The organism is Dickeya sp. MK7 (assembly GCF_000406305.1).
GTDB classification, from domain to species: domain Bacteria; phylum Pseudomonadota; class Gammaproteobacteria; order Enterobacterales; family Enterobacteriaceae; genus Dickeya; species Dickeya fangzhongdai.
The window spans coordinates 4,213,652-4,237,084 of record NZ_CM001984.1; the positions used below are offsets into that span (position 1 = coordinate 4,213,652).

A 23,433-nucleotide genomic window follows, 5' to 3' on the forward strand; every position below is an offset into this window, starting at 1 on the left:
TAGGGAAACATTATGTACCATGTTGTCGCTTCTACGACCAACCCGGCCAAGATTAACGCCATCACTTTAGCATTTGCCGACGTTTTTGGTGTGGATAATTGCCGCATCGAAGGGGTTGATGTAGATAGTGGAGTTCCCAGTCAACCGTTAGGTTCCGTCGAAACCCGAACGGGCGCCAGGAATCGGGTGATGAGAGCGCGGCAGGTCCGTCCAGAAGCTGATTTCTGGGTAGGCGTGGAAGCCGGCATTGAAGAAAGCATGACGTTCGCCTGGATGGTGATTGAAAATGCAGTCATCCGCGGCGAATCCCGTTCAGCCAGTCTGGTATTGCCGGAAAGCATTCTGCAGGGAATTGGCGAAGGCCGCGAACTGGGTGATGAAATGGCCCGTCTGACCGGCATTCAGGATATCAAACGTCAGGGTGGCGCGATTGGCGTATTCACGGATGGCAAACTGTCCAGAACCAGCGTGTATTATCAGGCGTTGCTGCTGGCGCTAGTGCCGTTTCATAATCCGGTTTATCAGCACCCGATTCATGCGCCGTCCGTTTGATTGCTTCCCGAACGCTAGCCCTTCTTCTCCGGTAGCAATTGCTCCTCCAGCCAGACTTTCAGCCTGGCCGGGGCGGATTTGAGGCTGTTGGAACCTCGGGTGATGGTCGCAATGCCCGCACCCAACTCATTTTTCAGCTCACGCTGGCTCATCTCGCCGCGCATCAATTCCTGAATAATACGTACCCGAGTTCCCAGCGCGGTTCGCTCATCCGGCGTTAACAGCAGTTGCAGCAGCGGTTGCTCCAGCCCTTCCGCCATCGCCTGTTGGAACAGGCTGACAAACGCCTGCCAGTTTTCATCGTCTTGTTCGGAAAATACCGGATCATGAAGTGAAGGTGATGTCATAACGGCCGCCATACTATTTAACTAGTACATCAGCATAACATACTCTTCATGATGAAAAAAAGCGTAACAAATAGGATAAACGCCCGCCTTAACGAGACAGGCGTGAGGTAACGACTGCCAGCATGATGAGACTTTTCTTCACCTGCGTAAGGCGGGGAATGCGTATATCGTGCAATCCCCGCTAACGGTCAGTAACGCCGCTGCCACTCGTTGTCCATCAGCAACGTCGTCGGGCGCTGTTGCATCAGGCTACGGTAGAAAACGTCGTAGGCCAGTACATTTTTGACGTATCCCCGCGTCTCGGAAAACGGAATACTTTCCACAAACGCGATGGCGTCGATCCGACCGTCGCTGTCTTTCAACCAGTTACTCACCCGCGATGGTCCGGCGTTGTAGGCAGCGGATGCCAGAATGCGGTTCTGACCGAACGATTGATAAACATAATCCAGATAGCTGGTGCCAAGCTGGATATTCATCTGCGGATCCAGTAACTGGCTGCTGTTGGTATAGCTGGCGATATTAAACATTTCGGCAGTGTGCTGCGCGGTGGCGGGCATCAGTTGCATCAGGCCGGCCGCCCCCACGGCGGAATGCGCTTGCGGGTTCCAGGCGCTTTCCTGACGGGCAATCGCCATGGCATAACTCTGGCTGATGCCCTTACCTTGCGTCGCCCGGCGGAAATCGTCATTCCATGCCAGCGGGAAGCGTTCCTCCAGATTGTCCCAGAGTTTCGCCACAATCGTGGCCTGAACACTCAGGTCATACCAATGCTGTTCGAACGCAAAACGCGCCAGCGCTTCCTGCTGCGGACGATCCCGGCTAGCCACTAGCCCCGCCCATTCGGAACGAGCCAGACTTTCCAGTCCCCAGAACATCAGCTCGCGTACCCGCGCCACTTCCGGTAACTGCCCAATCGAGCGCTCCGGTTTGGCGGCAATCATAATGGTCAGCGGATAGTTCACATTGAGCTTCTGCGCGGCGGCCATCGGGTAAAAACCGCGAATCGTCATCAATTCGCGCAGTTGATTCTCGCCTTCCTGCTTTTGCCCTTGTTCGATCAGCAGTATCGCTCGCCAGTAGCGCCACTCATCCTTTTGCTGCACGTCGGCCGGCAAGCGCGCCATCCACTGCTTCAGCCCGGGCCGATCCCCCTGACCCAGCGCCATACGGACGCGTCGCTCCAGCAGCGGCGCCGAGGCGCTACGCAGAATTACGGCATCACGCCAGAGCGCCTGCTCCTCGGTGGTATCGCTGCCCATCAGACGCCAGGCGATGTCATCTTCCATGCTCTGGCGTTCCTGCGGGCGCATTTTCTGCAGGCGAATCAACTGCGGCAGCAATGCCCGCGCCTCATCCGGATCCTGACGGGCAATGCGGCTGAACGCCGATAATACCGCTCTCCGGGTAAAATCCGTCGGGCCGACAGAGCGGGCGAAGCGCTCGATCGTTTTAGGATTGCTTTGCAATCTCAGCAACGCATCGGTGATGGTCTTGTAATCTGCCGGCAATTGTCTGGAAAGATGATTCACCAGACCTGCGCTGCCCGCATCCATCGCCAGTCGCATCCGTTCAAGAACCATTAACGACGTCAATCCGCCTTGCTGCTGCCAGGCAGAGAATAGCTTGTCACAGGTCGGCGGCAATGAACGACCGGTCAGCCAGATTTCGCGGGTCTGCTCCCAGACGCCTTGCGGTTGCCCCACCATGACTTTGGCATACAGATAGTTGCAGAGAGAGGCGACCGGCTTGGGTTGCTCCGGGCTGAACACCAGCAGCCCATTCCAGTCCTGACGACGAGCCAGTTCATTGATAAAGCTGTTATTGAGCGTACGCACCGCAGGCAGTGTCGGGTGCGAAGCCATAAACTGTTTGACCTGCGCCTCGCTGACCGTCGATAAATCCTGCGTCAGCGCTCGGTATTCCAGATAAGGGTAAAGCGGGTAATCACGTAGCGTCGGCATTAATTGGGAAACCACATCCATCTGGTTATTATCCCACGCGGACTTTATTTGCTGATAACGCTGCCGCTGCTCATCCAGAGAATCCGCCAACGCCTGGCACGATACCCCAATGAGACACAGTGCGGCGGCCACATATCGCCAATACCCTAATTTGAACATAACTGCCCTGACCTCACTCGTTATCGTTTCCGCCATTACCGCCGAACGCCGTCATTAATGTTCACGGCCATCGTTCATACCCGTGACGGCTGCATTGCATTGACTAACGTTGGTTTTTTCAAACTAAATCAGTGTGGCATATCCTGCCCGGCAACGATACGCCGAAAGCAGCTTAAAACAGAACGAAATTCGCAGCGTTAACATCCTTTTACCAGAGCGCCCGCAGTTTCGGCTGATATTCGTCCCAATGGTTCCATCATGGGTGGAAGCTGCATCGCAGAGTCAACAACACGATGACGGGATGGCTGGGATCATGCAGCGAAAACAGCTAAACTCCGTCAACAGTAAATTCCTTTTGCCGGCGGGGCGTCAGCGCGCTTCCGGTATCATGCCCCTACAGGCGCCATGCTTTAATGGCATAACGCTAAACTGGACAGAAAGAGGCTCAGAGCAACGTGGCTCAATACGTTTACACCATGCACCGCGTCGGCAAGGTTGTTCCGCCGAAGCGTCATATCCTGAAAAATATTTCCCTCAGTTTTTTCCCGGGCGCCAAAATCGGCGTGCTGGGTCTGAACGGGGCGGGTAAATCCACCCTGCTGCGCATCATGGCGGGGATTGATAAAGACATCGAAGGCGAAGCCCGCCCACAGCCGGGGATCAAAATCGGCTATCTGCCTCAGGAACCCCAGTTAAATCTGGAACATACCGTCCGTGAAGCGGTTGAAGAGGCTGTCAGCGAAGTGAAACGCGCGCTGACCCGTCTGGACGAAGTCTATGCCGCCTATGCCGACCCGGATGCCGACTTCGACAAGCTGGCGAAAGAACAGGGCGAGCTGGAATCGATTATTCAGGCCCACGACGGCCACAACCTTGATAACCAGCTTGAGCGGGCCGCCGATGCGCTGCGCCTGCCGCCGTGGGAAGCGAAAATCGCCAATCTCTCCGGGGGCGAACGCCGTCGCGTCGCAATCTGCCGCCTGTTGCTGGAAAAACCGGACATGCTGCTGCTCGACGAACCCACCAACCACCTGGATGCGGAATCGGTCGCCTGGCTGGAGCGTTTCCTGCACGACTACGAAGGCACCGTAGTTGCCATCACCCATGACCGTTACTTCCTCGATAACGTTGCCGGCTGGATTCTGGAGCTGGACCGCGGCGAAGGGATTCCGTGGGAAGGCAACTACTCGTCCTGGCTGGAACAGAAAGACCAGCGTCTGGCACAGGAAGCCTCCACCGAAGCCGCTCGTCGCAAATCCATCGAGAAAGAGCTGGAGTGGGTGCGTCAGAATCCGAAAGGCCGTCAGGCCAAAGGCAAAGCGCGTCTGGCTCGTTTCGACGAACTCAACAGCGTCGAATACCAGAAACGCAACGAAACCAGCGAACTGTTCATTCCGCCTGGCCCGCGCCTTGGCGACAAAGTGCTGGAAGTGCAGAACCTCACCAAATCCTACGGTGACCGGGTGCTGATTGATAACCTGTCGTTCGCCATCCCGAAAGGCTCCATCGTCGGGATTATCGGCCCCAACGGCGCCGGTAAATCGACCCTGTTCCGTATGTTGTCCGCGCAGGAACAACCGGACTCCGGCACGATCTCGCTGGGCGAAACGGTGCAACTGGCGTCGGTGGATCAGTTCCGCGACAAGATGGACGGCAGCAAGACCGTATGGGAAGAAGTCTCCGGCGGTCAGGACATCATGCGTATCGGCAATTTCGAGATTCCGAGCCGCGCCTATGTCGGCCGTTTCAACTTCAAAGGCGTCGATCAGGGCAAACGTATCGGGGAACTCTCCGGCGGCGAACGTGGTCGCGTACACCTGGCAAAACTACTGCAGGTTGGCGGCAACATGCTGCTGCTTGACGAACCGACCAACGACCTGGATATCGAAACCCTGCGCGCGCTGGAAAACGCCCTGCTGGAATTCCCCGGTTGCGCCATGGTGATTTCCCATGACCGCTGGTTCCTGGACCGTATCGCCACCCACATCATCGACTATCAGGATGAAGGTAAGGTGGAATTCTTTGAAGGCAACTTCACAGAATACGAAGAGTACAAGAAACGTACTCTGGGTGCGGAAGCGCTGGAGCCGCATCGTATCAAGTACAAGAAAATGGCGTGACAGTCCGTCTGCCACCTGTCACGGTCAAGACGCCGTGACAGCAAAAGCCCGCCAACCGGCGGGCTTTTTCATTGTCAGCGTTAAACCACCTCCTGGGAGGTGGTAACTGTTTTGACCATTTTCATTCGATCGCATTTGATTCCATCAGATATGTGGCCTGCTGATGACCGCCACACATCACTGCAATCAGAACGTTTCCCAGTTCTGGTCGTTACGGCCTGATCTGCCCGCACCAAGAGCGGCTACCGCCGGCACCGGCTGAGCGACCGGCCGGGATGGCAACGAGGCGCGGCCCGGCTCGTTTTCCTTGTGGTGTCTCAGCTTGAAGACCGCCACCGCCTGAGTCAAACGTTCAGCCTGTGATTCCAGCGAGACGGCGGCGGCCGAAGCCTCCTGCACCAGCGCGGCGTTCTGCTGGGTTGTGCCTTCCATCTCCAGCACGGCCTGATTCACCTGACCGATGCCCCGGCTTTGCTCATCAGACGCTGAAGCAATTTCCCCCATGATATCCGTCACGCTGACTACCGCTTTCACAATCTCTTCCATCGTACTCCCGGCTCTGGCAACCAGTTCCGAACCGGTATCCACCAGCCTGCCGGATTCGCCAATCAGAGATTCGATTTCTTTCGCCGCCTGCGCACTACGCTGCGCCAGACTACGCACCTCTCCGGCAACCACCGCGAAGCCCCGGCCCTGCTCGCCAGCGCGTGCAGCCTCTACGGCGGCGTTCAGCGCCAGAATGTTGGTCTGGAAAGCAATGCTATTGATAACACTGGTAATTTCAGAGATTTTCTTCGAGCTGGACGAAATATCCCCCATCGTCTTCACCACATCCTGAACGATATTGCCGCCCTGCTCCGCCTTACCGGAGGCGTTGCGCGCCAGCTGGCTGGCATGGTTGGCGTTATCCGAGTTCTGTTTCACCGTGGAGGTCAACTCTTCCATGCTGGCCGCCGTCTGCTCCAGCGCCGCCGCCTGTTGTTCCGTGCGGGAAGAAAGATCGACGTTGCCGGCGCTGATTTCGGAAGCGCCCTGATAAATAGAGTCAGCGCCTTCACGAACCACCGTCACGGTGTTGGTCAACGACTCCTGCATATGCTGCAGGTTTTGGCCCAGAATACCGATTTCGTTACGCCCCAGATTTTCGGCCGGCTGCGTCAGGTCGCCCTGCGCAATTTTCTGGATACGGGTAATCAGCACATTGACCGGCACCAGAATCGCCCGGCGGATCACCAGATAAGTCAACGCTGCCAGCAGAATAGACAGAATGAACGACACGCCCATCAGGATATTCCCCAGACGAGCATTATCAGAAGCCAGCGTATTAATATTGTTCGCATGGTCCGTCAGGTATTTCACTTCCTTTCGTACCTGCACGGCATAACTGGTATCCAGCTGGCGCGCCAGCGAGGTTTCCAGCTCAATGGTGCTTTCGAATTCGCCGTTACGCACAAACTCCACCATCGGCACCATTACTTTGTCCCGATAGGCGGTGTAATTGGTGGTCAGGTCAGCATCCAGCGCCTTCTCTTCATCCGACTTATCGGTGCGAGCCATATAGTCATCAAAGCGTTTCTGCGAGCTTTTGATGCGTTCCATGCCTTCATTGAAAGCCTGATTGTAGGAATCCTTATCACCAATACGCGATGCGGCTACAGCCTGCACCAGCAACTGGCGGGAAACACGGAAATTGTCCATGCTGCTGCTGATCCCGGCACGGATCTCGGACACCAGATTAGCCCGCCCCAGAGAGGCATTACTCTGTTTGAGAAAATAACTGGCAGTACCAATTGAGAGGGCAAACAGAATCAGAATAATAGTTAACAGCGTGATAAAGAGCGTCACAAGACGAATGTTATTTATGGAAGAGATATTCCCTTTTTGTTCTGCCATTCCGATTTCTCACTTTCACTACAGGATGCTGATCACTTCCGCCGCGTCAACAGCAGAAGCACGTATAGCTTTGCGCCATTCACTCTTTCCTGACAAACACCGACCACTGCACGTAAGCGCCTAAAAAGGCAACAGACGTCACACAGGAGCAGGAAAACAAAACAACATTTTAATTTAATTGCATTGTTGTTTCTTTAAAAAAGAAAAACCGTGATGACTGTAGCATGCTCTGCTGATAAGTGGTCAACAGAAACGGTCAGGTTCCTTTTTCTGGCCGAGTTATTCATGCGTGGCAGGGACATAAACCGGAAAAACCGCGTTTGCAGCCAGAAGATGCAAGATTTGAAGCTATGAAGTTATTAAGGTTTCACGGTTTCAAACCGCTGAGGTTTAAAACCACCAGGTTTGAAGCCATTAAGGCAAGCAATAACGTTCTCTGACGAGGCGGACGGGCAGCGTGTAATCACGCGTGATCAAATCTCCGGCTCCGTGGAGAACGAGATACAGCTTAACGAGCAGAATAATCACACAATGCCTCAAAACTCAGGGCAAAATCAATAAAGCAGTTCAGGGCGGGCGAATTCAGTTTGCGTCCGGGATAAATCAGATACAGATCGTTGGTATCCGCCCGCCACCCAGGCAACAGGCAGACCAGCTCGCCACGGTCCAACTGCTCTCGGCACAGGAACTCCGGCAACAACGTAATGCCGCCGCCGGCCAGCGCGCAGGCTCGGGCATACAGCAAATTATCGGTAATATGCGACTGCGGCAGTCGCCAGAGGAAATACTCCGCTTCATGGTGAAAACCCCACTCCGGCCAGGCTCGATGTGCAATACACCGGTGCGACTGCAATTCACGCGGATGCGCGATCGGCGCGGAGCCAGCCAGATACCCGGCCGACGCGACCAGATAATGCGGAACCCGCCCCAGCGAGCGGCCAATCAGGGAAGAATCCTGCGGCTTGCCGGTGCGCAGCGCGGCGTCAAACCCTTCCTCCACCAGATCGATTACCCGGTCGGCAACAATGATATCCAGCGAAACCGCCGGAAAGCGCGACTGAAACTCCGCGGTCAGGCGCGCCAGCAGGGTGGCCCCCAAGCCGGCCGGACTGGTGATCCGCAAACGCCCGCTGGGGTTATCGCGCAAATGCTGCATCGCCATCTCGGCGCGTTCGCTGGCTTGTCGCATCTCCCGGCAATGCACCAGATAGCGTTCGCCGGCAAAAGTCAGGTTGAGCTTGCGGGTGGTGCGGTTAAACAGCCGTAGCCCCAGCGACTGCTCCAACTGGCTGATGCGCAGGCTAAGGCTCGACTTGGCCATGCCCGCCTGTCTGGCGGCTTCGGTAAAACTGCCGCATTCCGCCACCAGCGTAAATAGCGCCATATCCTGTAATTGTTTGAACATAATTGTTCTTCATAGCCGAACACTTAGTTAGTAATTGTCCATCTTATCAGCACTATCGACAGGTTCTACACTGTTATGCAGTCCAACACGTAACAATGGAAAAACGCATCATGACAGTAAAAGCAATAGCCGTTGACCCCAGACAACCCGAGAACTTCGTAGAAATCACCGCCGAATTACCGCAACCCGGCGAGCACGACCTGCTGGTAGCCGTAAAAGCGGTATCGGTTAACCCGGTAGATACCAAAGTTCATGCCGGGTTGCGTCGGGACGGCCTGCAACATCCGCGCATTCTTGGGTGGGACGCCAGCGGCGTGGTGATCAAGGCCGGCTCAGCGGTAAGCGGTTTTCAACCTGGGGACGAAATCTGGTATGCGGGCGATATCACCCGCCCCGGCAGCAACAGCACGCACCAACTGGTCGATGCGCGTATCGCCGCGCATAAACCCGCCACGCTGGACTGGGCTGAAGCAGCCGCCCTGCCGCTGACGGCCCTAACCGCCTGGGAAGGATTATTCGAGCATCTGAAAATTCAGGACGCGGCTAAAGGTAAAACGCTGCTGATTATCGGCGGCGCCGGCGGCGTCGGTTCGCTGGCTATTTCTCTGGCGGCGCAGCGCAGCGAAGCGACGATCATCGCTACCGCTTCCCGTCCCGACTCCGCACAATGGTGCCGCGACCGGGGCGCGCATCTGGTGGTGGATTATCGCCATCTGGTGGATGAATTGAAAAAGCAGAATATTGAGCAGGTCGATTACATTTTCTGCCTGAATGACACCGACGGCCATTGGGATGCCATCAGCCGGTTAATCGCACCGATGGGGCACATCTGCACCATCGTGGAAAACACCCGGCCGTTGGACCAGAATCAACTTAAGCTGAAAAGCGCGGCGCTGCACTGGGAATTCATGTTTACCCGCAGCATGTTCACTACGCCGGACATCGCGCGTCAGGGAGAAATCCTGCGCGAGGTGGCGCAACGGGTGGATAGCGGCGAATTGCAGGGCACCCTCAGCCAGACGTTTAACGGACTGACGACGACAACGCTGAAACAAGCGCACGATGCCGTACTGGCCGGTCATATGCGCGGCAAGGTCGTAATCACGCTGTAGCGCCAAACCAGCGTAAAAAAAGCCAGCCCGGTGGGCTGGCTTCCTCATCAAGCCGAATTATCGGTTACAACCGGCCGGCACTCGCACTTAGTACAGCAAACGGGCGCGAATGGTGCCAGGGATGGATTTCATCAGTTGCAGCGCGGTGTCGGCGCCGTCGGTTTCCACATCGATAACCACATAACCGATTTCCGGGCTGGTCTGCAGATACTGCGCCGCAATGTTGATGCCCTGCTCGGCAAAAATGTGGTTAATCTGCGTCATGATACCCGGGCGGTTTTCATGAATGTGCAGCAGACGGCTGGCGCGGTCGCTGTGCGTCGGCAGCGACACTTCCGGGAAGTTGACGGCAGACAACGTGGAGCCATTGTCGGAATACTTCACCAGCTTACCGGCGACTTCATCACCAATGTTCTCCTGTGCTTCTTCAGTAGAGCCGCCGATGTGCGGCGTCAGCAGCACGTTATCGAACTCGCACAGCGGCGACAGGAACGGATCGCTATTGGTCGCCGGCTCCTGCGGGAACACGTCGATAGCCGCGCCGGAGAGGTGCTTGCTGGCAAGCGCATTGCTCAGCGCCGGAATGTCCACCACGGTGCCGCGCGATGCGTTGATCAGGATAGAACCCGGCTTCATCAGCGCCAGTTCCTCGGCGCCGATCATATTCTGGGTGCTGTCGGTTTCCGGCACATGCAGGCTGACCACATCGCTCATGTTCAGCAGATCGGACAAATGACGTACCTGTTGGGCGTTGCCCAGCGGCAATTTGCTTTCGATATCGTAGAAATAAACGTGCATCCCCAGGCTTTCGGCCAGAATACCCAGTTGGGTACCGATGTGACCGTAACCAATAATGCCCAGTTTCTTACCACGCGCTTCAAAGCAGCCAACCGCCTGTTTGTGCCAGATACCACGGTGAGCTTTGGCGTTGGCGGTCGGAATGCCGCGCAGCAGCAGCAGCAATTCGCCGATCACCAGTTCGGCCACGGAACGGGTATTGGAAAAAGGCGCGTTGAAGACCGGAATACCGCGTTTGGTCGCGGCCGGCAGTTCAACCTGATTGGTGCCGATGCAGAAACAACCAACGGCCACCAGTTTCTCGGCAGCGGCGAAAACCTCTTCCGTCAGATGCGTGCGCGATCGAATCCCCACAAAGTGCGCATCGCGAATCGATGCTTTCAGCGCTTCCGGGTCAAGCGCCCCCTTATGGTATTCAATATTGGTGTAACCTGCGGCGCGCAGATTCTCCAGCGCATTCGGGTGTACACCCTCCAGCAGCAGAAACTTAATCTTGTCTTTTTCCAGTGATACCTTTGCCATTTCCCGACCTTATTTTCAGACTTCAGATATGACGGTTTGCAAACCGGTCTCTGCAAACATAACAAAAAATACGCAAGCGGCAATACAAACGATTGCCTGCCCATTTTTTCGCGCCACCTCGCTCAGCCGGTTTCATGGCAAAAAATACTGCCAACCACCAGCCGGACCACACAGGGATGATGCGAAATAAGAAAAACTGATATTAAGTACCAAAAATGAGCCGTTAAGAATAGCCGGATTTTTTAGATAAAAAAATCCGGCCGCCGTTAGCGTCACCGGATGTTGGCAAGAAACAACAACGAGTTATTTCAGGCGAACCGTTTTCACCCCGTCGGATGAGCCTACCAGCGCGACATCCGCGCCGCGATTGGCGAACAATCCCACCGTCACCACGCCGGCCAGCCCATTGATACGGTTTTCCATCGCCACCGCATCGGACAGATCCATGTTATGCACATCCAGAATGATGTTGCCGTTGTCGGTAATCACCCCGTCGCGGTATACCGGCTGCCCGTCCAGCTTGACCAGTTCGCGGGCCACGTAGGCGCGCGCCATCGGGATCACTTCCACCGGCAGCGGAAAACGTCCCAGCACATCCACCTGTTTGGACGCATCGACAATACACACAAACTGACGAGCGATCGCCGCCACGATTTTTTCCCGGGTCAGCGCCGCGCCGCCGCCCTTGATCATCTGCATGTGCGGGTTGATTTCATCCGCGCCATCCACGTAGACATCGAGCACATCGACGTCATTGCAGTCAAAGACCGGGATCCCCAAACTTTTAAGCTTGGCGGTGGAAGCGTCCGAGCTGGAAACTGCGCCTTCGATCTGATGTTTGATCGAACCCAGCGCATCAATAAAGTGGGCGGCGGTGGAGCCGGTGCCCACGCCAACAATAGTACCGGGGCGAACATAGTCGAGTGCGGCCCAGCCAACGGCTTTTTTCAGTTCATCCTGCGTCATGGTGTGCTTGTGCCTGTAGCTACGAAAACGTGTGCGTATTATAGGGCATGGCATGCTCAAAAGCAGAGGGTTGTACCCTGAGCGCGGCAATATTTCAGCTTCCGTGCGCAGAGTCAGGCGATTTTTTTCGGCGGTGCATCACAAAAATGTGGCATATTGCCGAAATGGTTTTTACGCAAAGGAATCTTCACCTTCATGAAACGCCCGGACTATCGCACCCTTCAGGCGCTGGACGCCGTGATCCGTGAGCGAGGCTTTGAACGCGCCGCACAAAAACTCTGTATTACACAGTCCGCCGTCTCGCAGCGCATCAAACAGCTGGAGAACCTATTCGGCCAGCCGCTGCTGGTGAGAACGATTCCGCCGCGTCCGACCGAGCAAGGGCAGAAGCTGCTGGCGCTGTTGCATCAGGTGGAATTGCTGGAAGAAGAGTGGCTGGGCAACGAAAATAGCAGCGAAACGCCGCTGTTGCTGTCGCTGGCGGTCAACGCCGACAGCCTGGCGACCTGGCTGCTGCCCGCGCTGCAACCGGTGCTGGTGGATTCGCCGATCCGGCTGAATCTGCAGGTGGAAGATGAAACCCGCACCCAGGAGCGCCTGCGCCGGGGTGAAGTGGTGGGCGCGGTGAGTATTCAGCCTCAGCCGTTGCCAAGCTGTCTGGTGGATAAACTGGGCGCGCTGGACTACCTGTTCGTCGCGTCGCCGGGATTCGCCAACCGTTACTTCCCGAACGGCGTGACCCGCTCCGCGTTGCTGCGCGCGCCGGTGGTGGCGTTCGACCATCTGGATGACATGCATCAGGCGTTTTTGCAGCAGAACTTCGATCTGCCGCCCGGCAGCGTACCCTGCCACATCGTTAACTCGTCCGAAGCCTTCGTTCAGCTCGCTCGTCAGGGCACCACCTGCTGTATGATCCCCCATTTGCAAATCGAGAGAGAACTGGCCAATGGCGAGCTGATCGACCTGACGCCGGGACTGTTCCAGCGCCGCATGCTGTACTGGCATCGTTTTGCACCGGAAAGCCGGATGATGCGGCAGGTCACCGACGCCCTGCTCACGCATGGGCGTCAGGTTCTGCGCCAGTCCTGACGTTAAAAACCGCAGCCCTATTCAGTCTATTTTAGGGCTGCGCCGCGCCCGGCTCAGGGGGCGCGTTGCAGTTCAAACACCACATCCACCTGATCGTCAAAGTGAATGGTCTGTTGTTCGTAGGTCTGAGAGACTTCGCTTTGCGCCACCATGTCGGCCGTTTTAAACATGCGGGCGACCGGCACCGGCTGATAATTGGCGACGTGATAGCGGATGCTGTAAACAGGCCCCAGCGCGGCGTTAAACCCGCTAGCCAGCGACTGCGCCTGCTGCGTTGCCTGTTCTATCGCTTTTTTGCGCGCCTGCTCGCGGTAGGCGTCCGGATTGGCGACGCCCAGATCCACCGCCCGAATCTCGTTAAGACCGGACTTGAGCGCGCCGTCCAGCAGTTCGTTGAGTTTGTCCAACTGGCGTAATGTCACCTCCACCTGGCGCACCGCCCGGTAGCCTTTCAGCACCGAACCGCCGTTTTTCAGGTAGTCGTACTCCGGCTGCGTGCGCAGGTTGGCGGCGTTAATATCTTTTTTATCGATACCGCTTTTATCAAGAAAAGCAAAGTATTGCGCGACCCGTTCATCCACCTGCTTTTTGGCGTCGGCCACATCCTTGGATGAAACGCTGACTTCTATCGCCAGCCGGGCGATATCCGGCGTCGCATCGACGCTGGCGGTGCCGGAAGTCACGATGTGCGGCCCGCTGGGTAATTCATTGCCGGCCTGAACCGTCATCGACGACAGACCAATACCAAGCAGAGTGGTCAGTGCCAGAACTTTCAGCTTCACGTTATCCCCTTTGCATGTGAGTGAATGACAAAGCCTACCGCGGGCAGGCTCCATTCAATATAGGCGAATGTCCGAATACCGGTTAAGAATGACGTAACCGGATGAAAACCGGACGAAGACGCTTACGCCGACGGCGTAAAGCCCAGCTCGTGGGAAATGTTCCGGGCGGTTTCCTGCAACGGCGCGACCAGCGCATCAATGCCAATCTGCTGCAAACGCGCCATCGACAGCGAAATGGAAACGGCATAAACCACCCGATGCTGAATATCAAACACCGGCGCGGAAATACAGGAGACGCCCAGTTCATTCTCTTCCCGATCCATTGCCAGCCCCTGGCGACGAATCTCCGCCAGTTCCCGCTCCATGTCGGGTAGTTCGATGATGGTATTATCGGTCAGCGGACGAATGCTGTCCTGATGGGTATGCCAGTATTCGGCCGGGTAGTCATCTGCGCCATAGGCCATGAAAATCTTGCCCATCGCCGAACTGTGCAGAGACATATGCTGTCCGATATAAGCACGGGTACGCATCATGCCGGTGGTGGGTTCCAGCTTGTAAATCAGGATGGCGTGGTCGTCTTCACGGGTTGAAAAATTGACGGTCTCGCCCACCGTCAGGTTGAGTTCTTCAAGGTGCGGCGCCGCCACGTGCAACACATTTAGCGACGAAAGCGCCTTCTGCCCGATAGCGATGAACTTGGTGGTCAGGCGATAGCTGCCCGGCTGGCGTGCCGGCGCGACATAACCGCACCCGGCCAGCCCTTGCAACAAACGGTGGACGGTGCTTTTGTTCATGCCGGACAACTCGGCAATCCGCGCCAGCGGGCACCCGTTGGGGTAATCGCTCAGTATTTCGATCAACTGCAAACCGCGAAACAGGCTTTGGCTACCCAGCGGCTTTTCCGCCTTCCCCTCTTCATCAATGCTATGTTCATTTATCACGTCTGATCTTCCTCATCATAACGCCCGCCAGGACATCAACCTCTGACGGGACGGGGACCATCATGAAACAGCATTTTATGTGATGCAATAGAGGAAACCGCCTCCGCGCCGTCATCAGGTGCCGACCGGAGGCGTGTTGTTACAGCGTAGGCGCGCCCTGGGAGCCCGTCTGCGCCGAAGAAGCGGCCTGATGCAGGTGCACGTCCATCTGCGGGTAGGGAATACCGATACGGTGTTCATCCAACGCGCGTTTGAAGCTTTCCAGCAGGTCCCAGTACACCGCCGCCGCATCGCCGTTGGTGGTCCATACCCGCACGACGAAATTGAGCGAGGAAGCGCCCATTTCATTCAAACGAATGGTGACGCCCTTATCCTGCAGGATGCGCGTATCCGCCGCCACAATGTCGCCCAACACCTTTTTCACCACATCGATATCCGCGTCATACGCCACGCCGACAATAATTTCGGTGCGGCGATCCGGCTCACGGGAACTGTTGGTGATATTGCCGGCGATAATCTTGCCGTTCGGCACCACGATGACTTTACCGTCGGCGGTCAGCAGCGTGGTGGAGAAAATCTGCACCTGCGTCACCGTACCGGCGACTCCGCCCAGATCCACCGATTCGCCGGTACGAAACGGCCGGAACACCACCAGCAGCACCCCGGCGGCAAAGTTCGACAGCGAGCCTTGCAACGCCAGACCGACCGCCAGGCCGGCGGCGCCCAGTACGGCAATGACCGATGCGGTCTGCACCCCGACCCGGCTTAACGCCGCGATCAGCGTAAAAGCGATGATACCGTAGCGCACCAGCGCGGACAGAAAATCCGCCACCGTGACGTCGATGCCGCGAGCCACCATCAGCCGGTTTATCGTGTTCGACATAATGCGGGCGATAAGCATCCCGATGCACAGGATCACCAGCGAAGCGACAATATTCACCGCGTACTGCAGCAAGATATGTTGGTTGTTTACCAGCCATGACTGCAGGCGACCCATGCTTTCGGCTACGTTGAGTTCTTCCATCTGTTCGCTCCTGTTAGCGTTATTAGCGTCATCTGTGCGCAGATAAAATTAAGGCTCCCGTAGGAGCCTTAGTCAAACCATACTGAGAAAATTACAGCACGTCGATCGCGTTCAGTTCTTTAAACGCTTTTTCCAGACGAGCTACCATGCTCGCCTGACCGGCACGCAGCCAGACACGCGGGTCATAGTATTTCTTGTTCGGCTTGTCGCTGCCTTCCGGGTTGCCCAGCTGGCCCTGCAGATAGCCTTCGTTTTTCTTGTAGTAGTTCAGGATGCCTTCCCAGGTCGCCCACTGGGTGTCGGTGTCGATGTTCATCTTCACCACACCGTAGCTGACCGCTTCGGCGATTTCTTCCGCAGAAGAACCGGAACCGCCGTGGAATACGAAATCCAGGCTGTTGTGCGGCAGGTTGAATTTTTTGGACACGAATTCCTGAGAGTTGCGCAGGATTTTCGGCGTCAACTGAACGTTACCCGGCTTGTACACGCCGTGTACGTTGCCGAAGGACGCCGCGATGGTGAAACGCGGGCTGATGGCGTTCAGTTTTTCGTAGGCGTAAGCCACGTCTTCCGGCTGGGTGTACAGCGCGGAGTTGTCCAGATGGCTGTTGTCCACGCCGTCTTCTTCGCCGCCGGTGCAACCCAGTTCGATTTCCAGCGTCATGTCCAGTTTGGCCATACGCGCCAGATACTTGCTGCAAATCTCGATGTTTTCTTCCAGAGATTCTTCAGACAGGTCGATCATGTGGGAAGAGAACAGCGGTTTACCCGTGGCGGCATAGTGCTTCTCGCCGGCGTCCAGCAGGCCGTCCAGCCACGGCAGCAGTTTCTTCGCGCAATGGTCAGTGTGCAGAATCACCGGCACGCCATAATGCTCAGCCAACTGATGTACATGGTGAGCGCCAGAAATCGCACCCAGAATTGCCGCCTGCTGACCTTCAGCTTTCAGACCTTTACCAGCGGTAAATACAGCGCCGCCGTTGGAGAACTGAACGATTACCGGCGCGCGCACTTTGGCTGCGGCTTCCAGAACGGCGTTAATAGAGTCGGTACCGACACAGTTAACCGCCGGCAATGCAAAGTGGTTTTCTTTGGCAATTGCGAATACTTTCTGAACGTCATCACCCGTGATGACACCAGGTTTTACGAAATCAAAGATTTTAGACATGTCACGTGTCCTGTTTCGTTGGCCGTGGAGGGTTAGAGATTTGTCTGTTGCTACTTACCGACATAACCGCGATTGTGCCGGCATCATTACGCTTTACTGCACGATTTACTTGCTGGTTGCCCGGCCGCTGACCGGGCAACCGGAAGCGGGCGTGTTTCCCGCTTCGGATAACGGATTAAAACCGCTTACTGACGAGCGCGCTCTTCCAGCATTACCACCGCCGGCAGTTTTTTACCTTCCACGAACTCCAGGAAAGCGCCGCCACCGGTAGAAATATAGGAGATCTTGTCGGCAATGCCGAACAGATCGATCGCCGCCAGCGTATCGCCGCCGCCTGCGATGGAGAACGCGTCGCTGTTGGCGATGGCATTGGCGATGATTTCCGTACCTTTACGGAAGTTCGGGAATTCGAATACGCCGACCGGGCCATTCCACAGAATAGTTTTGGCGTTTTTCAGAATTTCAGCCAGACGCTCTGCGGACACATCGCCCAGGTCCAGAATCTGTTCATCATCTTTAATGGCGGCAACGGATTTCAATGTCGCCGTGGCAGTTTCGGAGAATTCCGTAGCAACGCGAACGTCGCTTGGTACCGGAATATCACAGGTTTCCAGCAGTTTCTTCGCTTCCGGAATCAGTTCTGCTTCATACAGCGATTTACCGACGTTATGGCCCTGAGCGGCCACGAAGGTATTGGCGATACCGCCGCCGACGATCAGCTGGTCAGCGATTTTGGACAGCGAGTCCAGCACGGTCAGTTTAGTGGAAACTTTAGAACCGCCTACGATAGCGACCATCGGACGGGCCGGGTTGCCCAGCGCTTTGCCCAGCGCTTCCAGTTCGTCGGACAGCAGCGGACCGGCACAGGCGATCGGCGCGAATTTGCCCACGCCGTGGGTAGAAGCCTGGGCGCGGTGCGCGGTACCGAACGCATCCATCACGAACACGTCACACAGCGCGGCGTATTTTTTGGACAGGACTTCGTCGTCTTTCTTCTCGCCTTTGTTGAAGCGGACGTTTTCCAGCACAACCAGTTCGCCTTCCGCTACGTCAACGCCGTCCAGGTAGTCTTTCGCCAGACGCACCGGTGAAGACAGGCGATCTTTCAGGTAGTTCACGACCGGCAGCAGGGAGAATTCTTCGTTGTACTCACCTTCGGTCGGACGGCCCAGGTGGGATGTCACCATCACGCGGGCACCCTGCTTCAGGGCGATTTCAATGGTCGGCAGGGAAGCGCGGATACGGGCGTCAGACGTCACTTTGCCATCTTTAACCGGCACGTTCAGATCCGCACGGATCAGCACGCGTTTGCCAGCCAGATCCAGGTCGGTCATCTTAATTACAGCCATGGTGAATCCTCTTGTTGATTCTCTTTAAAGTTGCTTGAGTGAGGCGTCGGTCTCCCGGCGCCGCCTATCAGAAACCGCAGGCCGCCATCGCCCGAGTTGTATCCAACATCCGGTTGGCAAAGCCCCATTCGTTATCGCACCAGACCAGCGTCTTGATCAGATGCCCTCCGCTGACCCGGGTTTGCGTTCCATCCACAATCGCGCTATGCGGGTCATGGTTGAAATCCACGGAAACCAACGGCAAATCGGTATAGTCAACTATACCACGAAATGTATTCTGCGCTGATTGACGAAACAGCGTATTGATTTCACTTACGTTTACCGCGTTTTTCACACTGACGCTCAGGTCAATGGCCGTCACATTGATGGTCGGCACCCGCACCGAAATCGCCTCAAAACGGTCTTCAAATTTCGGAAAGAAACGGGTAATACCCACCGCCAGTTTGGTGTCCACCGGGATGATCGACTGGCTGGCCGCACGGGTGCGCCTCAGGTCATGGTGATAAGCGTCAATCACCGGCTGGTCGTTCATCGATGCATGGATCGTGGTGACGGTGCCGCTCTCGATGCCGTACGCATCGTCCAGCAGCTTGATAATCGGAATAATACAGTTGGTGGTGCAGGACGCGTTGGACACCAGACGGTGAACCGGCTGCAAATCCGGATGGTTGACGCCGTACACGATGGTGGCGTCGAGATCCGGCGCGCCGGGGTGGGAGAACAACACTTTCTTCGCCCCCGCCGCCAGATGGGCTTCGCCATCGGCGCGACTGCCGTATACCCCGCTGCAATCCAGCACGATATCGACGCCAAGCTCCCCCCACGGCAGGGAACGAAGGTCCGGCTCATGCAACAGGCGGATAGTGTCATCCCCTACCGACAAACGATCGCATTCCTGACGCACATCCCACGAAAAGCGGCCATGACTGCTGTCGTATTTAAGCAGGTGGGCAATCCCTTCGGCGTTGGCCAGTTCGTTAATCGCCACTACCGCAATCTCGGCCCGCCGACCGGACTCATACAACGCGCGCAGTACGCTACGACCTATGCGACCAAAACCGTTTATCGCAATACGGATTGTCATGAAATTCCCTGTGTAGTGATAAAAGCATCGCGCATCATAGAATAATCAGTACGTCGTCAGGAATAAACCGCTTGTTGCGCGCGGTGGGCTGCGAACCGGATCCGATTGGGATCCCGACGGCCAAATGCTGTCACACCAACAACTGAAACGCTTCAGCTAGCATAAACGAATTGCCGGTCAAAGGAAATATGGCGACAGGACGGATGCCAGAAGAGTGATCTGCGTCAAAAAATTACCGCACGGTTTGCTACCAAAAAGCTGACGGGATCAAAAAAGGCCGGGAGACGATCCCGGCCTTGCATGAGAGGCTAACAAAGCGATGTGCTTATTTCAGCAATGCTTTCGCCTTCGCAACCACGTTGTCGGTGGTGAAGCCAAATACGTCGAACAGTTTTTCTGCCGGCGCGGATTCGCCAAAGCTTTCCATACCGACAATCGCGCCATTCAGACCGACATATTTGTACCAGTAGTCAGCGATGCCGGCTTCGATCGCCACACGGGCAGCCACAGCAGACGGCAGTACCGCTTCACGGTAGGCCGCATCCTGTTTGTCGAACGCATCGGTAGACGGCATGGACACCACGCGCGCCTTAACGCCTTCGTCGGTCAGTTTCTGCCAGGCGGCAACCGCCAGTTCCACTTCAGAACCGGTCGCGATCAGAATCAGCTGCGGCTGGCCGCCGCTGTCTTTCAGCACATAGGCGCCTTTGGCGACGTCCGCCAACTGCTGAGCGGTACGATCCTGCTGCGCCAGGTTCTGACGAGACAGGATCAGCGCCGTCGGGCCGTCTTTGCGCTCAATGGCGTATTTCCAGGCCACCGCGGTTTCTACCTGATCCGCCGGGCGCCAGGTGCTCATGTTCGGCGTCACGCGCAGGCTGGCCAGCTGTTCCACCGGCTGGTGGGTCGGGCCGTCTTCGCCCAGACCGATAGAGTCGTGGGTGTAGACATAGATGCTGCGCACTTTCATCAGCGCCGCCATACGCACCGCGTTACGGGCATATTCAACGAACATCAGGAAGGTCGCGGTGTACGGCACGAAGCCGCCGTGCAGCGAGATACCGTTGGCGATAGCGGTCATGCCGAATTCGCGCACGCCGTAGTGGATGTAGTTGCCCGCCGGGTCTTCATTCAAGGCTTTGGAACCGGACCAAATGGTCAGGTTGCTCGGCGCCAGGTCGGCGGAACCGCCCAGGAATTCCGGCAACAGCTTGCCATAGGCTTCCAGCGCGTTTTGCGAGGCTTTACGGCTGGCGATCTTGGCCGGATTGGCCTGCAGTTGTTCGATCACCTTAGCCGACTCCGCCTGCCAGCTAGCCGGCAGTTCGCCGCTAACGCGACGGGTGAATTCGGCAGCCAGTTCCGGATAAGCGCTGGCGTAAGCGTTGAACGCCTGTTGCCAGGCCGCTTCTTTGCTCTGACCGGCTTGGCGGGCATCCCAGGCGGCGTAGATATCAGCCGGGATTTCAAACGGACCGTATTTCCAGCCCAGCTGTTCGCGGGTGGCGGCCACTTCGGCGTCGCCCAGCGGCGCGCCGTGGGAATCGTGGGTGCCGGCCTTGTTCGGCGAACCGAAACCGATCACGGTCTTGCACAGCAGCAACGACGGTTTGTCGGTCACGCTCTGCGCTTCTTTGATGGCGCGCTGGATAGCGTCGGCGTCGTGGCCGTCAACACCGCGCACTACATGCCAGCCGTAGGATTCGAAACGGGCGGCGGTGTCATCGGTAAACCAGCCCTCGATGTGGCCGTCGATGGAAATGCCGTTGTCGTCGTAGAAGGCGACCAGTTTGCCCAGTTTCAGGGTCCCGGCCAGCGAACAGACTTCATGGGAAATCCCTTCCATCATGCAACCGTCACCCAGGAACACATAGGTGTGGTGGTCAACGATGTCATGACCCGGACGGTTGAACTGCGCCGCCAGCGTGCGCTCGGCAATCGCCATACCGACTGCGTTGGCGATCCCCTGGCCCAACGGGCCGGTGGTGGTTTCCACGCCCAGCGTATAACCCACTTCCGGGTGACCCGGCGTTCTGGAGTGCAGCTGGCGGAAGTTTTTCAGTTCTTCAATCGGCAGATCGTAACCGGTCAGGTGCAGCAGGCTGTAGATCAGCATGGATGCGTGGCCGTTGGACAGCACGAAGCGGTCACGGTTGGCCCAGTGCGGGTTGGCCGGATTGTGGTTCAAATGGTCACGCCACAGGACTTCGGCGATATCCGCCATACCCATCGGTGCGCCCGGATGACCAGATTTGGCCTTCTGCACGCCATCCATACTCAACGCACGGATAGCATTGGCAAGTTCTTTACGAGAGGACATGCTTTACTCCAGATCGGATTGAACAGTTGCCTGTCGAACATAAAACATATTAATCAATGTGTTAGCTCAAAAAGGCAAAGAAAAGATATCCACAAATGTACATGAAAACCCGGCCGATTGCACATGGAACAGCAAGCGGAAAAAACGCACGGATCTGCTGACATGCAGGCCGGATAGCAGGCTTTTCGCTTTATCAGGGCGGTTTTATTCGTTCCAGCTCACACGATGTAGCAGCTTTGCCTGTTTACGCCCGCGATTTTTCATTACATTTGGGCGGTATAATTTTGCACGGATATAATCGCAGCACTCACCGGGGCGGCGGTTCGTCTGGCTCGGGGCGAGCGCGTCCGCTAAACAATCACGCGGCATCCATCAGAAAGATTGATAAAAAAAGGCATCCCCAGGGATGCCTTTTGGTGTTACTGGCCGGAGTTTATCCCCGATTAATGCGCGGCGGCCTCATGCCCGTGCAGACGGTGACGGGTCACCAGCCCCAGCAGGAAGCACATCACGAACACCACAAAATACAGGCCGTTGGCGGTCACCAGTGCGGCATGCACGCCAAAGTGTTGTACGATCGGCCCGGTGACGATAAAGGTCAGCATGGTCCCGACCGTTCCGCAGGTCAGAATGAAGTTCACCAGTTTCGGCGACGGCACTTTAGTCTGCTGGGAACCCAGCGTAATCAGCGTGGTGTAGATAGCGCTGGAAATAAAGCCCAGGCCGAAGATGAAGTATTTCAGCAATTGGGGCTGATCGCTGCTCACGAACAGGTACATCGCCCCGGCGGCCAGAATAGCCAGTACGGTAACGACGCGCTGCAAATCAAAGAACTTGAGCACAAAGCTAAACACCCACATGCCGATCATGTATGACGTCCAGAAACTGCTGACCAGTTCGCCGGCATCGCCGATGCTCATGCCAAAGGATTTGGTCACATACTCCGGCACCCACTGGATAAACGCCAGTTGTCCCAGGATGTAGCACAGCGCGGCGATCGACAGAAATACTACGCCCATGCCCCATTTTTCCGTCTCGACAGCCGTTTTCTGAGCGCTGGTTTTATCCGTGCCGATGGCGGGGAAGTCAGACAACAGCGTCAGCACCAGAATCGCCACGTACAGCAGCCCGATACAGGCGTAAATCCAGTACCATCCGAAATGGCGGGACAATAATGCCGCGGCCACAATCGGGAAAATCATGCCGGCCATACTGAAAAACGAATCGGTGAACAACAGACGGGCGCCGCGCTGGCGGCCGGAATACAGTTGCGTAATCAGGAAGGTGCCGATCGACATGGTAATGCCGCTGACCACGCCCAGCGTAAACATACAGACGGAAAAGACAGCCAGCGATTTACCCACGAACAGCCCGATGATCGACAGCACGATCAGGACAAAACCGAAGACCAACTGTTTTTTCAGCGGGAAAATATCCATCAGCCACACATTGAGGAAAATGGACAGCAAAATACCGGCGTTCAGAAACGTAAAGGTATTGCTCATATTGGCTATCGGAACATTGAAGTACTGGGCGATATCACCCATGACCATACCGGTCACGATAACCAGCGCACCGGTCAACGCATAGGAAAAGCAGCTGGTAAAAAATAGCCGCTGACGATTCAGATCAGACATATACCCTTTCCTGTCATCAAATATGAAAAGCGCAATGCCATACCACATTCAGTATCGGTATTGCGCCACAACGTTATCATCAAAGTATTTATAAGCCGTATGCAACAACATACTAACTGGAACCCGATTCCGCAGAGCAATCAGAACCGGCTATTCTGCCACCCTGAAAAAGAAAAAGGTTGAGTACCTCTTCAGTACTCAACC

General features: G+C 56.2%; 18 protein-coding genes. 4 read left to right on the forward strand and 14 right to left on the reverse strand.

What is annotated here, in order from left to right; translation table 11 throughout:
* Positions 1-12 precede the first annotated feature (12 nt).
* A complete protein-coding gene (gene yjjX, locus DXXMK7_RS18200) occupies positions 13-552 on the forward strand; it encodes an inosine/xanthosine triphosphatase (protein WP_038665502.1) in 540 nt (179 codons plus the stop codon).
* Between the two features lie 14 nt (positions 553-566).
* Here the strand turns inward: yjjX and trpR are convergent, their stop codons facing one another.
* Positions 567-899 carry a trp operon repressor gene (trpR, locus tag DXXMK7_RS18205; RefSeq protein ID WP_033567439.1) on the reverse strand — a complete coding sequence of 111 codons (333 nt, stop codon included), beginning with the start codon at positions 897-899 and terminating at the stop codon, positions 567-569.
* 188 nt (positions 900-1,087) lie between these two features.
* Positions 1,088-3,019, reverse strand: a complete 1,932-nt coding sequence (gene sltY / locus DXXMK7_RS18210; RefSeq protein ID WP_038920285.1) for a murein transglycosylase — start codon at positions 3,017-3,019, stop codon at positions 1,088-1,090.
* A 455-nt stretch (positions 3,020-3,474) separates the two neighbouring features.
* Here sltY and ettA point away from each other — a divergent pair, with 455 nt between their 5' ends.
* Positions 3,475-5,139 carry an energy-dependent translational throttle protein EttA gene (gene ettA, locus DXXMK7_RS18215; RefSeq protein WP_038665495.1) on the forward strand — a complete coding sequence of 555 codons (1,665 nt, stop codon included), beginning with the start codon at positions 3,475-3,477 and terminating at the stop codon, positions 5,137-5,139.
* 186 nt (positions 5,140-5,325) lie between these two features.
* Here ettA and DXXMK7_RS18220 read toward each other — a convergent pair whose 3' ends face one another.
* Together DXXMK7_RS18220 and DXXMK7_RS18225 are read right to left on the reverse strand one after the other, a co-directional pair.
* On the reverse strand, positions 5,326-7,032 hold the full coding sequence (locus DXXMK7_RS18220) for a methyl-accepting chemotaxis protein (RefSeq protein WP_038920286.1): 1,707 nt from the start codon (positions 7,030-7,032) through the stop codon (positions 5,326-5,328).
* Positions 7,033-7,540: 508 nt separating this feature from the next.
* Entirely contained in the window at positions 7,541-8,437 is an 897-nt protein-coding gene (locus tag DXXMK7_RS18225) for a LysR family transcriptional regulator (RefSeq protein ID WP_038920287.1), read from the reverse strand.
* A gap of 110 nt (positions 8,438-8,547) precedes the next feature.
* On the opposite strand from DXXMK7_RS18225, the gene DXXMK7_RS18230 reads away from it, so the two are divergent.
* On the forward strand, positions 8,548-9,549 hold the full coding sequence (locus DXXMK7_RS18230) for a zinc-binding alcohol dehydrogenase family protein (protein WP_038921127.1): 1,002 nt from the start codon (positions 8,548-8,550) through the stop codon (positions 9,547-9,549).
* Positions 9,550-9,636: 87 nt separating this feature from the next.
* Here DXXMK7_RS18230 and serA read toward each other — a convergent pair whose 3' ends face one another.
* Together serA and rpiA are read right to left on the reverse strand one after the other, a co-directional pair.
* Positions 9,637-10,869, reverse strand: a complete 1,233-nt coding sequence (gene serA, locus DXXMK7_RS18235) for a phosphoglycerate dehydrogenase (RefSeq protein WP_038920288.1) — start codon at positions 10,867-10,869, stop codon at positions 9,637-9,639.
* A gap of 303 nt (positions 10,870-11,172) precedes the next feature.
* On the reverse strand, positions 11,173-11,835 hold the full coding sequence (gene rpiA / locus DXXMK7_RS18240; protein WP_038920289.1) for a ribose-5-phosphate isomerase RpiA: 663 nt from the start codon (positions 11,833-11,835) through the stop codon (positions 11,173-11,175).
* A 195-nt stretch (positions 11,836-12,030) separates the two neighbouring features.
* Between rpiA and DXXMK7_RS18245 the strand changes: the two genes are divergently transcribed.
* Positions 12,031-12,924, forward strand: coding sequence for a LysR family transcriptional regulator ArgP (locus DXXMK7_RS18245; protein WP_038665480.1), 894 nt, complete (start codon positions 12,031-12,033; stop codon positions 12,922-12,924).
* Positions 12,925-12,977: 53 nt separating this feature from the next.
* Here the strand turns inward: DXXMK7_RS18245 and DXXMK7_RS18250 are convergent, their stop codons facing one another.
* The 8 genes from DXXMK7_RS18250 to tsgA form a co-directional block, all read right to left on the reverse strand.
* Complete coding sequence (locus tag DXXMK7_RS18250) at positions 12,978-13,706, reverse strand: oxidative stress defense protein (RefSeq protein ID WP_038920291.1); 729 nt, start codon at positions 13,704-13,706, stop codon at positions 12,978-12,980.
* 122 nt (positions 13,707-13,828) lie between these two features.
* The gene (locus DXXMK7_RS18255; RefSeq protein WP_167389581.1) at positions 13,829-14,629 is read right to left on the reverse strand and encodes an IclR family transcriptional regulator; all 801 of its coding nucleotides are present in this window, start codon (positions 14,627-14,629) and stop codon (positions 13,829-13,831) included.
* 157 nt (positions 14,630-14,786) lie between these two features.
* Complete coding sequence (mscS, locus tag DXXMK7_RS18260; RefSeq protein ID WP_038920292.1) at positions 14,787-15,671, reverse strand: small-conductance mechanosensitive channel MscS; 885 nt, start codon at positions 15,669-15,671, stop codon at positions 14,787-14,789.
* 91 nt (positions 15,672-15,762) lie between these two features.
* Positions 15,763-16,839: a class II fructose-bisphosphate aldolase gene (fbaA, locus tag DXXMK7_RS18265; RefSeq protein ID WP_024107364.1), complete on the reverse strand. Its 1,077-nt coding sequence runs from the start codon at positions 16,837-16,839 to the stop codon at positions 15,763-15,765.
* A gap of 185 nt (positions 16,840-17,024) precedes the next feature.
* Positions 17,025-18,188: a phosphoglycerate kinase gene (gene pgk, locus DXXMK7_RS18270; protein ID WP_038920293.1), complete on the reverse strand. Its 1,164-nt coding sequence runs from the start codon at positions 18,186-18,188 to the stop codon at positions 17,025-17,027.
* Between the two features lie 67 nt (positions 18,189-18,255).
* Positions 18,256-19,272 (reverse strand): erythrose-4-phosphate dehydrogenase, encoded by a 1,017-nt coding sequence (epd, locus tag DXXMK7_RS18275; protein WP_038920294.1) that lies wholly within the window; start codon positions 19,270-19,272, stop codon positions 18,256-18,258.
* A 325-nt stretch (positions 19,273-19,597) separates the two neighbouring features.
* On the reverse strand, positions 19,598-21,592 hold the full coding sequence (tkt, locus tag DXXMK7_RS18280) for a transketolase (protein ID WP_038920295.1): 1,995 nt from the start codon (positions 21,590-21,592) through the stop codon (positions 19,598-19,600).
* Positions 21,593-22,035: 443 nt separating this feature from the next.
* The gene (gene tsgA / locus DXXMK7_RS18285) at positions 22,036-23,229 is read right to left on the reverse strand and encodes an MFS transporter TsgA (protein WP_038920297.1); all 1,194 of its coding nucleotides are present in this window, start codon (positions 23,227-23,229) and stop codon (positions 22,036-22,038) included.
* Positions 23,230-23,433 lie beyond the last annotated feature (204 nt).

What these genes read in the sequence shown, in the direction of transcription:
- DXXMK7_RS18245 (WP_038665480.1), top strand. Translation starts at nt 12,031, where the DNA reads ATGAAACGCCCGGACTATCGCACCCTTCAGGCGCTGGACGCCGTGATC.
- epd (WP_038920294.1), bottom strand. Translation starts at nt 19,272, where the DNA reads ATGACAATCCGTATTGCGATAAACGGTTTTGGTCGCATAGGTCGTAGC.
- tsgA (WP_038920297.1), bottom strand. Translation starts at nt 23,229, where the DNA reads ATGTCTGATCTGAATCGTCAGCGGCTATTTTTTACCAGCTGCTTTTCC.
- sltY (WP_038920285.1), bottom strand. Translation starts at nt 3,019, where the DNA reads ATGTTCAAATTAGGGTATTGGCGATATGTGGCCGCCGCACTGTGTCTC.
- DXXMK7_RS18230 (WP_038921127.1), top strand. Translation starts at nt 8,548, where the DNA reads ATGACAGTAAAAGCAATAGCCGTTGACCCCAGACAACCCGAGAACTTC.
- pgk (WP_038920293.1), bottom strand. Translation starts at nt 18,188, where the DNA reads ATGGCTGTAATTAAGATGACCGACCTGGATCTGGCTGGCAAACGCGTG.
- DXXMK7_RS18220 (WP_038920286.1), bottom strand. Translation starts at nt 7,032, where the DNA reads ATGGCAGAACAAAAAGGGAATATCTCTTCCATAAATAACATTCGTCTT.
- trpR (WP_033567439.1), bottom strand. Translation starts at nt 899, where the DNA reads ATGACATCACCTTCACTTCATGATCCGGTATTTTCCGAACAAGACGAT.
- DXXMK7_RS18225 (WP_038920287.1), bottom strand. Translation starts at nt 8,437, where the DNA reads ATGTTCAAACAATTACAGGATATGGCGCTATTTACGCTGGTGGCGGAA.
- fbaA (WP_024107364.1), bottom strand. Translation starts at nt 16,839, where the DNA reads ATGTCTAAAATCTTTGATTTCGTAAAACCTGGTGTCATCACGGGTGAT.
- tkt (WP_038920295.1), bottom strand. Translation starts at nt 21,592, where the DNA reads ATGTCCTCTCGTAAAGAACTTGCCAATGCTATCCGTGCGTTGAGTATG.
- mscS (WP_038920292.1), bottom strand. Translation starts at nt 15,671, where the DNA reads ATGGAAGAACTCAACGTAGCCGAAAGCATGGGTCGCCTGCAGTCATGG.
- yjjX (WP_038665502.1), top strand. Translation starts at nt 13, where the DNA reads ATGTACCATGTTGTCGCTTCTACGACCAACCCGGCCAAGATTAACGCC.
- serA (WP_038920288.1), bottom strand. Translation starts at nt 10,869, where the DNA reads ATGGCAAAGGTATCACTGGAAAAAGACAAGATTAAGTTTCTGCTGCTG.
- rpiA (WP_038920289.1), bottom strand. Translation starts at nt 11,835, where the DNA reads ATGACGCAGGATGAACTGAAAAAAGCCGTTGGCTGGGCCGCACTCGAC.